The sequence below is a fragment of the Chryseobacterium sp. TQ-BC-N36 genome (assembly GCF_058382295.1).
In genome coordinates this window covers 4,181,943-4,195,383 of record NZ_CM178175.1, presented here as the reverse complement: position 1 = coordinate 4,195,383, position 13,441 = coordinate 4,181,943, and the positions used below count along the sequence as shown (strand labels likewise).

Annotated in this window: 10 protein-coding genes; 6 read left to right on the top strand and 4 right to left on the bottom strand. The window is 36.6% G+C overall.

All coding sequences use genetic code 11. From position 1 onward, the window contains the following. Nucleotides 1–35: 35 nt before the first annotated feature. The 3 genes from AC3FI7_RS18880 to smpB form a co-directional block, all read right to left on the bottom strand. Nucleotides 36–776, bottom strand: coding sequence for a YebC/PmpR family DNA-binding transcriptional regulator (locus tag AC3FI7_RS18880; protein WP_291904441.1), 741 nt, complete (start codon nt 774–776; stop codon nt 36–38). Between the two features lie 95 nt (nt 777–871). Next, entirely contained in the window at nt 872–2,383 is a 1,512-nt protein-coding gene (locus AC3FI7_RS18875) for an OmpA family protein (protein ID WP_142725369.1), read from the bottom strand. Nucleotides 2,384–2,460: 77 nt separating this feature from the next. After that, the gene (gene smpB, locus AC3FI7_RS18870) at nt 2,461–2,919 is read right to left on the bottom strand and encodes an SsrA-binding protein SmpB (protein WP_041462062.1); all 459 of its coding nucleotides are present in this window, start codon (nt 2,917–2,919) and stop codon (nt 2,461–2,463) included. Nucleotides 2,920–3,040: 121 nt separating this feature from the next. Here smpB and AC3FI7_RS18865 point away from each other — a divergent pair, with 121 nt between their 5' ends. Next, a complete protein-coding gene (locus AC3FI7_RS18865) occupies nt 3,041–4,663 on the top strand; it encodes an ABC-F family ATP-binding cassette domain-containing protein (protein ID WP_291904443.1) in 1,623 nt (540 codons plus the stop codon). A gap of 82 nt (nt 4,664–4,745) precedes the next feature. On the opposite strand, the gene AC3FI7_RS18860 is transcribed toward AC3FI7_RS18865, so the two are convergent. Further along, the gene (locus AC3FI7_RS18860) at nt 4,746–5,558 is read right to left on the bottom strand and encodes a M48 family metalloprotease (protein ID WP_491460683.1); all 813 of its coding nucleotides are present in this window, start codon (nt 5,556–5,558) and stop codon (nt 4,746–4,748) included. A gap of 110 nt (nt 5,559–5,668) precedes the next feature. Between AC3FI7_RS18860 and recJ the strand changes: the two genes are divergently transcribed. The 5 genes from recJ (at nt 5,669) to AC3FI7_RS18835 (ending at nt 13,441) form a co-directional block, all read left to right on the top strand. After that, entirely contained in the window at nt 5,669–7,381 is a 1,713-nt protein-coding gene (recJ, locus tag AC3FI7_RS18855) for a single-stranded-DNA-specific exonuclease RecJ (RefSeq protein WP_343660094.1), read from the top strand. A 130-nt stretch (nt 7,382–7,511) separates the two neighbouring features. Further along, on the top strand, nt 7,512–8,096 hold the full coding sequence (nadD, locus tag AC3FI7_RS18850; protein WP_491460682.1) for a nicotinate (nicotinamide) nucleotide adenylyltransferase: 585 nt from the start codon (nt 7,512–7,514) through the stop codon (nt 8,094–8,096). Nucleotides 8,097–8,167: 71 nt separating this feature from the next. Beyond that, nucleotides 8,168–8,506, top strand: a complete 339-nt coding sequence (locus AC3FI7_RS18845) for a DUF3817 domain-containing protein (RefSeq protein ID WP_491460681.1) — start codon at nt 8,168–8,170, stop codon at nt 8,504–8,506. 369 nt (nt 8,507–8,875) lie between these two features. After that, nucleotides 8,876–11,137, top strand: a complete 2,262-nt coding sequence (locus AC3FI7_RS18840) for a TonB-dependent receptor domain-containing protein (protein WP_343660100.1) — start codon at nt 8,876–8,878, stop codon at nt 11,135–11,137. Nucleotides 11,138–11,182: 45 nt separating this feature from the next. Then, nucleotides 11,183–13,441: a TonB-dependent receptor domain-containing protein gene (locus tag AC3FI7_RS18835; RefSeq protein ID WP_142725362.1), complete on the top strand. Its 2,259-nt coding sequence runs from the start codon at nt 11,183–11,185 to the stop codon at nt 13,439–13,441.

The window sequence follows — 13,441 nt, the reverse complement described above, 5'->3', positions numbered from 1 at the left end:
TGAAAGTTAACTGTATATGAATGCTATATTATTTTTTATAAAGAGTCCATCAGCTCTTCTGTAATTTCCATGTTATGGTAAACGTTTTGCACATCATCGTCCTCCTCGAAACGCTCAAGCATTTTCATATTTGCTTTGAACTGTTCCTCGTTTACTTCTTTTGTATTGTTTGGAATTCTCTGCAGCTCTGCACTTTTAGCTTCAATTCCAAGCTCATCCAATTTATGAGATAAAGAACCGAAATCTTCAAAAGCAGTTGTAATCATCACTTCTTCTTCGTCTTTTTCTACGTCTTCAGCTCCTCCGTCAATCATTTCCATTTCAAAGTCATCCCAATCCATTTTGACCTGTGCCAAATCAATTGTGAAAATTCCTTTTCTATCGAAGATAAATGCCAATTCTCCATTTTTACCAAGGTTGCCGTCAAACTTATTGAAAACAGCTCTTACGTTGGCTACAGTTCTTGTTGTATTGTTTGTAGTACATTCTACAAAAAAAGCAACACCTCCTTGTCCATATCCTTCATAAGTAATTTCCTCATAGTTTTCTGCATCTGCACCACTTGCTTTCTTAATGGCTCTTTCTACATTATCCTTAGGCATGTTTGCCCCTTTGGCATTCTGGATGCATCTTCTCAATGCAGGATTAGATTCTGGATCAGGACCGCCTGCCTTTACTGCAAGGGCAATGTCTTTTCCTATTTTAGAGAATGTTTTGGCCATCTTATCCCATCTGGCCATTTTAGAAGCTTTTCTATATTCAAATGCTCTTCCCATTTTAATTTTTAAATTTCCAACAAAATTACTTAAAAGTCAACAAAAAAAAAATACCTCCAAAAAAATTGGAGGTATTCATTATTTAGAAAAATTAATTATTTTTTCTTTTTAGCTGGAGCTTTTTTCTTTTTAGCCGGAGCTTTAGCTTTTTTCACTACAGTCTTCTTCTCTACAACTTCTAGATCAGATTTCTTAAGTGCATCCCAAGCAGCACCGTTGATAGCCTCAACAACTACTTTTCTGTCAGCCATTCTTTCAGCGTCAGAAGCTTTAGCCGGGATTTGAGCATCTCTAGATCCAACACCTACAGATTTCAATTGGTTTCCACTAACTCCTCTAGCCTCTAGAGCACCTACAACAGAAGCAGCTCTTTCTCTTGAAAGTTTCAAGTTGTAAGCAGCAGCACCTTTAGCATCTGTATGACCAGTTACCAAGAAGGTACCATCGTTAGATTGCTTAATGATTGTTGCAGCTTGATCTAATTTACCACTAGATTCAGGTCTGATTGTAGCCTTATTGAAATCAAATAAGATATCTTTAAGAGCTCCTGTAGCTTCCTTAGCGATAACATCTTTTGGTTTAGGACATCCGTTGTATTCAGGAAGACCTGGAACAGTAGGACAAGCATCATCTTTATCTAAGATACCGTCACCGTCTGTATCTGGCCAAGGACAACCGTTGTTTTCAGCAGGACCTGCTACAGTAGGACAAGCATCATCTTTATCGATTACACCGTCACCGTCTGTATCTGGCCAAGGACAACCGTTATTTTCAACTGGACCAGCTACATCTGGACATTGATCGTCTTTATCTGGAACTCCATCACCGTCTGTATCAGGACATCCTTGGAATTCTGGTAAACCTGGTGTATCTGGACAAAGGTCATCTTTATCTAGGATACCATCCTTATCTCTATCTCTGTTTCCAAATCTGAATAAGATAGAAGCAGAAGCTTGCCAGAAGTTAGCCACTGTAGATTTATCACCTGGAGTTGATACATAATCACCCTGTACACCAAGACCGAAGTTCTTAGTTACCCAGAAGTTAGCACCAGCACCTGTAGCTACAGTAAAGTGATTAGCTTTACCGTTTTCGTTACCATCCTTACCGTTAGTTACGTTTTCGATTGGGTTACCATTAGCATCAACAGATGTTCTAGGGAAAGTAAGAGCTGTATAGTCATGTCTTAAGTAGTTAGCACCAACTCTTAAATATGGATCAAACCAAGATTCTTCGTTCCATAAAAGACCTGCCCCATGAGCCTGGAAACCAAGACCTGTCATTAGGAAAAATTCTTTCCCCATGTTGAATCTTTTGTTTTCAACATTTCCAACAGAAGTTTGCCAGTCAATTACTAAACCTTTTCCAATGTTTCTAGCAACTGTCAACTTAGATAATGGAGGTGTAATAGAAAAGTTGTTCACATTGAACATACTTTTTGTCAAATTGTTAGCAGAGAACGTATTACCGAAGCTTGTACGTGCTGCTACGTGGTTTTCTGCATGAGCACCAACTCCGATCAACCACGGATTGTTGGTAGTCTGCGCGAAAACAGTAGAGGCAACAGTAAGCGCCAATGCTGAAATTCCTAATTTTAGATTTTTCATAGAATTAAATGATTAAATAATTGATAATGCAAAATAAATATAATTTTTCTTTATATACAAAGTTTTTCAAATGATTTTTAACTTTTCTTTAATATTCTGTCCAGGTTCCGTTTATTTTCTCTATCTTTTATCGCCTCTCTTTTATCGAAAAGCTTTTTACCTCTACCAAGCGCTATCAGCACCTTTGCTTTACCCCGATCGGTGATATACAATTTTAAAGGTATTATGGTGTTCCCTGCATCCTTTAACTTTTTTTCAAGTTTTTGCAATTCTTTTTTGTGCAAGAGCAATTTCCGTTCCCTTTTTGTTTTATGATTGTAAAAAGTTCCCAATTTATACTCATCAATCATCATGTTGATGATGTATAATTCCCCATCAATAAACTGACAGAACGATTCTGTGATGGACGCTTTGGATGAGCGTAAAGATTTTATTTCGGTACCCGTCAAAACCATTCCGGCTTCATATTCTTCAAGAATTTCATATTCAAAACGGGCTCTTCTGTTCAATATATTAACTGTTTTCTCAATCTTCATCATTTTAAAATTTCGTTAATGAAATATATAAAAAATACCGTACATTTAAAAACTTGACTATTATAATATTACAAAATACCCAAATTCTTTTCGTATTTTTGCGCCAAATTTACAAAACTATATGTTAACAGTATCTAACTTATCTTTACAATTCGGGAAAAGAGTTCTTTTTGACGAGGTAAATATTATGTTTACCAAAGGAAACTGCTACGGAATCATCGGAGCAAACGGTGCGGGAAAGTCTACATTCCTGAAAATATTAACAGGAAAGCAGGATCCTACAACAGGACATGTATCTCTGGAACCAGGGAAAAGAATGTCAGTTTTGGAACAGGATCACTTTGCTTACGACCAGTTTACTGTTCTTGAAGCGGTTTTAAGAGGTAACAAGAAATTATTTGAGATAAAAGAGGAAATGGATGCGTTATACGCAAAAGAAGATTTCTCTGACGAAGACGGAATTAAAGCCGGCGAATTAGGCGTAATTTATGATGAAATGGGCGGATGGACTGCAGAATCTGATGCACAGACCATGCTGTCTAACGTAGGAATCACTGAAGATATGCACTGGCAGCTGATGGGTGAACTTGAGAATAAAGACAAAGTAAAAGTTCTTTTGGCTCAGGCACTTTTCGGTAATCCTGATGTATTGATTCTGGATGAGCCTACCAATGACCTTGACATTGATACTATTTCATGGCTTGAAGACTTCCTTGCTGACTATGAAAACACAGTAATCGTTGTTTCTCACGACCGTCACTTCCTGGATACCGTTTGTACACACATCGGTGACCTTGATTACTCTAAACTTAACCTTTACACAGGTAACTACTCTTTCTGGTATCAGGCTTCTCAGCTGGCAACTAAACAAAGAGCCCAGGCAAACAAAAAAGCTGAAGAAAAGAAAAAAGAACTTCAGGATTTCATTGCCAGATTCAGTTCTAACGTAGCAAAAGCTAAACAGGCTACTGCAAGAAAGAAGATGATCGATAAATTAAACATCGATGACATCAAGCCAACTTCAAGAAGATATCCGGCGATCATTTTTGAAATGGAAAGAGAGGCAGGAGATCAGATTCTTGATGTAAAAGGTCTTGAAAAAACCAAAGACGGAGAATTATTATTCTCCAATATTGATTTAAACCTTAAAAAAGGAGATAAAGTAGCGGTACTTTCTAAGAACTCTTTGGCAATCACAGAATTCTTCGAGATCCTTGCTGGAAATGTGGAAGCTGATAAAGGAACAGTTGCATGGGGAGTTACTACAACTCAATCTCACATGCCTTTGGATAATACCAAATTTTTCCAGGAAGATTTAAGCCTGGTTGATTGGCTGAGACAATTTACAAAGAATGATGAAGAGCGCCATGAAGAGTTTGTAAGAGGATTTTTGGGAAGAATGTTATTCTCCGGAGATGAAGCTTTGAAATCATGTAAAGTACTTTCGGGAGGTGAAAAAATGAGATGTATGTTCAGCAGAATGATGCTTCAGAAAGCCAATGTTCTTTTACTGGATGAGCCTACCAACCACTTAGACCTTGAAAGTATTACAACCTTGAACAACTCTTTATCAAACTTCAAAGGAAACATCCTGTTGGCATCACATGACCACGAAATGCTTTCAACTGTCTGTAACAGAATCATTGAACTGACTCCTAAAGGAATCATCGACAGAGAAATGAATTACGATGAATACCTAGCTGATAAAAAGGTAAAAGAATTAAGAGAAAAAATGTATTCTTAAATCAGAATAACATTAAAATCTATATAAAAAACACCTCAAAGCAAAGCTTTGAGGTGTTTTCGTTTAAATAAACAAATAATAATTATTTTGTCAGTTTTGCAGCCGGCAAAGAAACGGTTCCCGGATCTTTCCACAGCCCATCTTTCTCAGCCCTCTTTTTAATAGATTCTGCCCTCTTATTACTGTCCGGATGGGAGTTGAACATTTTTTCAAAATTAGTTTGTGTACTTCCCTGAGAAAGCAAGGCAAGCTTTTTAAAGGCCGTATAGGCACCCACCACATCATATTTATTAGCTTTCATGAAGTCATACGAATAAGTATCTGCTTCAGACTCCTGTTTTTTGCTGTGTGAAGCATCTAGAAATGCATTCGCCATCTTTCCTACCTGGCTGTCATTAAGGGTAGCTACTGCAGATGAGGCTGAGGAAGCTGCATCTAATGCTGCGGCTTTCAGATAAGCTGACTTCATGGCGTCTTTTGTATCCTGATTTTTAACGTGACCGATCTCATGCCCGATTACAGCAAGCAATTCGTTATCTGTCATGATATCCATCAATGATGAAAATACACGAACACTTCCATCTGCGCAGGCAAATGCGTTGATATCTTTTACTTTATAAACTTTATAATTCAGGTTCAGACCATCCTGAGACTTGTGTTTTCCGAACAGTTTGTTCAATCTCACAGTATATGGGTCTTTCGCTCCTGCAACAGGATTGTTTTTATCCATCCACTCTACGGATTCTTTGGATAGTTTGACAGCATCTTCGTTGGTAAATGTTAATCCTTTTGCACCATTTGAAACCATTCCGGCAGCTTTTCCGAGGTTAATTTTCTGTGCATTGATCGAATACGCAGCCCCCAATACAAGAAGGCATACACTGATTTTTTTCATACCTATTTAAAAATTTGGAGCACGAAGATAGCATTTTTTTAACAATGATTAAGTCGAAACTTCACTCCGGTTCATTTCAGAATGCTATTTTTTTTCCTTATTTTTGTGAAATGAGTCAAAAATGGATTTACAAGCCCGAACCCGATGAGGAAGTTGTGGACAGACTAAGTTCGTCACTTGGTTTTGGTACTTTTGAATCTAAAATCCTCGTTCTAAGGGGAATTGACAATTATCAAAAGGCCAGAGAATTCTTCAAACCGAATCTTAACGATATCCACAATCCGTTTTTAATGGCAGATATGCAAAAAGCTGTAGAGCGTATTGCCACCGCCATTGAAAATGGTGAAAAAATACTGGTATATGGTGACTATGATGTGGACGGAACCACAGCAGTTGCGCTGATGTATCTTTATCTCAGCAAGATTGTTGAGAAAAGATATCTGGACTACTATATTCCGGATAGGAATTCTGAAGGCTACGGAATTTCCACAGAAGGAATTGATTTTGCCAAAGAGAATGGTTTTTCATTAATCATTGCCCTGGACTGTGGAATCAAAGCCCTTGATATGATCAACTATGCCACCCATCTCGGCATAGACTTTATTATCTGTGATCATCACCTTCCCGGTGAGGAAATTCCCAATGCTGCAGCTGTACTTGACCCTAAAAGGAGTGACTGCCGATATCCTTTCAAAGAGCTTTCTGGATGTGGCGTTGGTTTCAAGCTTTGCCAGGGACTTAATACCATTTATAAGTTACCGGAAGCCGAACTGTTTGAGCTTACAGATCTTCTGGCTATTTCTATTGCTGCGGACATCGTATCTATGACAGGAGAAAACAGGGTTCTGGCTAAGATGGGCTTAAAAACGCTTAGAAAGACCCGCAATCTAGGTTTGAGACTGTTGATTCCTGAAGATAAGCTTTCTCATTTTGAAATTTCCAATATTGTTTTTGAAATAGCGCCTAAAATTAATGCCGCGGGAAGGATTTCTCATGGTAAAGCTGCTGTGGAACTTATGGTTTCCGATAACCTGAAACATGCCAACCAGATTGTAAATGACATCATGAATCTCAATGATGAGAGACGTGAACTGGATATGAATTCCACACTTTCTGCCCTGAATCAGATTATAGAATCCCAGCAGGAAACCAAACATACGACTATCGTTTACCATCCTGAATGGAATAAAGGAGTCATTGGTATTGTAGCCTCAAGGCTTATTGAAACCTATTATAAACCTACACTGGTATTTACCGATGGGAATAATGGTGAAATGGTTGCTTCTGCAAGATCAGTTTCTGATTTTGATGTACATGAAGCTCTTGATATGTGTTCTGAATATTTCCTTAAATTCGGGGGCCATCATGCGGCTGCCGGCTTGTCAATGGAGAAAGATAAATTTGCTGCTTTTAAGGAAAAATTTGAAAGAATTGTTTCTGAGAAAATCCAGGAACATCAAAAAGAACCTTCCATTACCATTGATACAGAAATTAAAATTGATGAGATCAACAGAGAGTTTATCAATTTTCACAGAAAACTGGCTCCATTCGGGCCTCATAACATGAAACCTATTTTTACACTGACCAATCAGAAGCTTTCAGGATATGTAAAAACCATGGGAAAAGATAACAATCACCTGAAGTTTTATATCAAGCAGGAGTCTACGGGCAGGAATATTGAATGTGTAGGGTTCAAGCTTGGTCAGTTTGTAGAAGATTTTAAAAATAAAAATTTTGATCTTGCTTTCACCCTGGAAGAAAATCACTGGAAAGGCAATGTAACTCATTATCTTAATATTAAGGATGTGAAATTTAGGGAGTAAGAAGGTTGCATGATTTAGGTTGCAGGTAATAAAAGCCTGCACAAAGATAAAATTCTGATCAAAATATTGATATTTCAAACTACTATAACCTGCTACCCGCCATCTATTACTACCTATTACTTAACAAAAAATGAAAAAAATCGGTTTATTTTTCGGATCATTCAATCCTATTCATATCGGACATCTTATTCTGGCCAATTATATTCTGGAAAATTCTGATATGGATGAGCTTTGGTTTGTGGTAAGCCCGCAAAACCCATTCAAGGACAAAAAATCTTTACTGAATGACCATAACAGGCTTGATATGGTACAGCTGGCAGTAAAGAATTATCCCAATATGAGGGCTTCCAATGTGGAATTTTCTCTTCCAAAGCCAAGTTATACTATTGATACTTTAACGTATCTTCATGAAAAATATCCAAATTATTCTTTCAGCCTAATCATGGGAGAAGATAATCTGAAAAGTCTTCACAAATGGAAAAATTCTGATATTCTGATCAACAATCATCATATTATTGTTTATCCCAGAGTGTTTGAAGGAGAAAAGAAAGACTCAGAATATTTACAACATGACAATATCTCTATGATAAAAGCACCTGTAATAGAACTTTCTGCCACAGAAATCCGCAATATGATAAGGGATGGTAAAAATGTAAGACCTATGCTTCCTCCTGAAGTTTTTGAATATTTGGATGGTAGCAGTTTTTATAAGTAATTTTGCAGTTCAGAAATGAGAACATACAGGAAGAAATACCCTTCTTTTAACACACAGCTCATAATAAAGAAATGAATTTTATCGAAAAAATATTCTCAAAATATCCTCAGGAAAAAATCATCAGATGGTTTAAGCAAATTTGTCTTGCAGAAGCTGTTTCCTGTCTTTTACTATATTGCGTGGCGATGATCTGGATCCGGTATGATGAAAATGTATATTCTATCATCTTTATCAGTGTTATTGGTAGTTTACATGGATTATTTTTTACCCTTTACCTTTTACTCTGCCTTCCTGCCAGAAAAATTTATAACTGGGATGATGAAGATTTTGTTTTTGCCTTATTATCAGCATTTTTCCCTTTTGCAACGGTTTGGGTAGATAAAAAACTGGCACGATTCGATAGAGAATAAATAATATAATAAGAATAATCAAAGGACCTTTAGGTCCTTTTTATTTTTATAGTCATTACAAACCTCGTTTAGCAAGTGTTTTTAATTCCTAAACTATATGAATAAGCTCAAGTGTCGGTTATCTTTTTTCAAAAAATTCTTCAATATTTTTTCATTTGATGTAACATTTAACATCTTTCATTTGTCTTATTACACAGAAAGGTCAAACAATCAATATTTTTAACTAAATTTTTATTAACTGATAATCAATTGATTATAATAAATTGAAAATATTTTTAAGTACTTTGTATTGCATAATACTTAATTTATTATATATCTTTGTAATGTTAAATAACAAACCATACAAGCTATTAATTAAAAAATAATATCATGAAAACTCAAATACTTATTGCAACACTATTTTTCGGCGGACTTGTAACCGCCCAGCAGAAAAAAGACAGTTTGAAAGTAAATGCTATTGATGCAGTGAATATCAAGAAGCAGGTTTTCAAAAAACAAGGTGACCGTCTGGTATATGATGTGGCCTCTTCATCTATTGCTAAAGGAACCAATACCTTTAATCTTTTGAAGCAAACGCCTATGATTTCCAGCATTGACGGAAAAACACTGAAGATTTTGGGAAAAAATGATGCCATAATTTATATTAACAATAAGAAAACCAATATGGATTCTGAGGCATTGATCGAAATGCTGAAATCCACTCCATCCGAGGATATTCAGAAAATTGAGGTGATTACCGTTCCCGGAAGCGAATTCCAGGTTGAATCTAAAGAAGGGGTAATCAATATTGTGATGAAAAAAAGCAAAAACAATGGCTACAATGGAACACTGAAAATGCAGAACGAGCAGGCTTATTACAATAACCCTAATGCAGGTGCCTCTTTTAATTTCAGACAAGGTAAATGGTCCGGTAACTCTAATTTCAGAACAGGAAGCTGGACAGACAGACAAAGATATACATTGTCTAACGGAGATCCAACGTTCAGAAATGAATCTTATGGATTTAATGATGATCCTAATAAAACTCTAGGTGGCGGCTTCAATATTGATTATGAGATCAATAAAAAGCACAGTCTTGGATTATCCTACAACATGAGATACAATAAAAGTTTTAATTCTGTACTGGATATTACCAACTGGCAGAATGGAGTTTTAAATAACAGAACCGTCAATCATGAGGATGCACAAACGAGAAACCATTCATTTAACCTGAATTATGAGATGAAAACAGATTCTCTGGGAAGTAAGCTTACCTCGAATGTTTCTTACTTGTGGTTTAACAGAGATAAGGTGAGTTTCAATGAAAGTTTTCCATTGGATAATAATCCGGAAAATAATTATTCAGCTCTTCATCAATCTGTACCCCAAATCATCAACAACTACGCTGCCAATATTGACTATCTGAAAAAAACAGCGAAAGGTGCCACATGGCTGATGGGAGTAAGTTATAATCATACCAATACAGACAATGACACCCAGCAGGACAAATTGAAAAACGGAGAATTTGTAATAGATCCCAATCAAACCAATCATTTCATTTACAAAGAAAATATTCTGGGGATTTATCTGAACTATGAAAGAAAGCTTACTGAGAAGTTATCCGGAAAAATAGGAGCCCGTTATGAAATGACGAGAAGTACAGGAGATATTCTTGGAAAGACAGGATTCGAAAGAAATTATAATAATATTCTGCCTTATCTGAATTTAAATTATGCAATCAATTCAGATCATAATCTAAGCTATACTTTTTCCAGCAGAATCAGAAGACCAAGATTCTGGGAACTGAACCCTTCGAGAACATATTTTACTCCTACCAATTATACACAAAACAATCCTTTTATACTGGCAGCCAAGTTTTACAATCAGGAGCTGAACTATATGTATAAAAATGCATTTTATGCCAATCTTAGTTTTAATATGGTAGAAGACGCAGCAGCTTCAGATCTCATTCCGTTACAGGGAACTGTTACAGCTCCGAAAAGAGATGCCAACGGTAATATTATATACGACGGTAGTGGTAATGCCATTACAGAAACAACCCGGTTTTTAAGATACATCAGAACCAATTACGGAAAAAACAGGGAGCTTGCATTAACACTTGGAATGAACAAATCATGGTTTAAAGACATCTGGACAACTAATTATTCGGTGAACTTAGGATACGTTACGTATACTGGAGGGGTGTGGGAAGATCCAACGTCTATGCCAGCACCCGGAGAAACTGAAGTAGTAGAGCCTTATATCATCAATGTCAAAAATTATAATATGTCCGCTACCATCAATAATGTTATCAGGCTTTCATCCAAAAAAGACTGGTTCCTGGGAGTGAATTACTTTTTTGCCAGCCAGACGGCCATGGAAGGTGGCATGATAGCAGCCAGACAAAGCTTTGATTTCAATGTGAAAAAAATCATTGGCGACTGGACTATTGTAGCGGAAGTAAGTGATTTATTTAACCAAAGCTTTTACAGCATTAAAGGGGTGCAGCCCAATGGAAAATATAACAATATCACCAACTTCAACTATCCAAGACTTATGAGTATAGGGGTTACCTACAATTTCGGAAATCAGAAACTGAAAAAAGCAAGGGAAATGAAATCAGCTAATGATGCTGTAAAATCAAGAACCTAATTTATAAAAACTTATTTCACTAAATCCACTCTTAAATAAACAAACATGAAACGTATAATTTTGTCAATGGCTATCGTATTTGGTACTTGCGCATTAGCACAGGAGAAGAAATCTGATACGGCAAAAACAAAAAATATAGAAGGGGTAACCATCACAAAACAGGTTTTTAAAAAGCAAAGCGACCGTTTTGTATATGATGTAGCAGCATCTCCTGTTGCTAAAGGAAATACTACTTTTGACCTTCTGAAGCAAACCCCTTTATTATCTTCTACGGATGATAAAACATTGAAAATCGCAGGAAAAAATAATGCGCTGATCTATATCAACGGAAGAAAAAGCAATATGGATTCCGAGTCTCTGGCTCAGTTCCTGAAAAATACTCCAGCAGAAAATATCCAGAAAATTGAGGTGATTACCGTACCGGGAAGCGAATATCAGGTAGAATCATCAGACGGGATCATCAATATCATTTTAAAGAAAAAAATGAGCGACGGTCTCAACGGAAACATGAGAATGTCTAATACCACCAACAAATATAACGGAAGTCAGGCGAGTTTCTCAGCCAATTACAGAAAAGGCAAACTTGGAGTAAGTGCAAGTCTTAGCGGCGGTGAGAATATTGAAGCACAAACGTATACTTTAAGAAACGGTACTGCCAAAACATCCAATGAATCTACAGGTGATATTGATGATCCGAACAAAAATATCGGAGGTTATCTGAATATCGATTATCAGCTTAACGATAAAAGCAACCTTGCCCTATCATGGAACACCTGGGCCAATAAAAGCTATAATTCAACGGTAGATTTATTTAATACCATAAAAAAAACAGATACGGAATATACATGGTCCAAAAACAAAGAAGATTCAAGGTCCTACAACAATTCCGTCAATTTGAATTATGAATTAAAAACAGACTCACTTGGCAGTAAACTGAATGTAAATGCCGCTTACCTTAATTATAGGAGATTCCAGTTTACTGATAATCAGACCTTCACTTCGGACATCAACAGAACTGTAGGAGCAAGAACTACACAGGTACTTCAGAATCTTCCTCAAATCATTAATAACTTCTCCGGAATGGTAGATTATATTCAGAAGTTTAAAAATGATTTTACAGTTTCTATAGGAGGAAACTATAACAAAACCAAAACAGACAACGATTCTAAAAACATTACTTATTCCTTTAATCCCCTAACAGCTCCGGATTCAAGACCCAATCATTTTATTTATGATGAAAATATCTATGGAATGTATGTTACCGTAGAGAAAAAGATTTCTGATAAACTTTCCGGAAAAGTAGGTACCAGATACGAGATCACAAACAGTTTGGGAACTTCAGACAATGCACCTACGGACGCACTTAAAAGGATTGAACGAAACTATAACAACATTCTTCCTTATCTGAGCCTGAATTATGCGATTAATGATAAAAACAATATTTCATACTCTTTCTCAAGCAGAATGAGAAGACCGAGCTTCTGGGAACTTAATCCTGTAAGAAACATCCTGACAGAAGATAATTACACTCAGAATGACCCGTTTGTAAAGGCTTCCTCTACCTACAATCAGGAACTTACATACATGTACAGAAATTCCTATTTTTTGATTTTAAACCATTCTTACATTCAGGACGTCATTACACAGGTTCCGTTACAGGGTTATCCGGTATCGCCGGATGGTAAGATCGGAGATAATCCTGCATTGAGATACATCAGAACCAATTTTGGGAACAAGCAGGAAATGTCTGCCATGGTAGGTATTCAGAAGTCGTTTTTCAAACAATACTGGACGACCAACTTTAATATCGGGGTGCAGCATAACATCAACAATGGAAGTCTTGATACTGATCCTACTACCGGAGACCGGTTTAAGAATGATAAAGGACCTAACGGAAATTTTATTACCTACACCAATAAAACGAATTCTACCAGCCTTTTGATTCAGACCAACAACACCATCCGTCTTGATAAAAAGAAAACATGGTTCTTCGGCGTTAATTACTTCTTTGTCGACAAGCAGCAGATTGAGCTTGGCTCTTTGAAAAACTTAATGAGCTTAGACCTCAGCCTTAAGAAAATGTGGAACGACTGGACTTTTGCTGTCAATGTAAATGATATTCTGAATACCAACATCGTTAAAATTGAAGATTTCCAGGAAAACGGAAATTACAATTACATCCACCAAAACCGCTACAACAGAAGCTTAACGGTAAGCCTTACCTACAATTTCGGAAACCAGAAAGTGAAAAAGGTAAGAGATATTGAAGGCGCTTCTGATGCTATTAAAAGCAGAACCAGATAA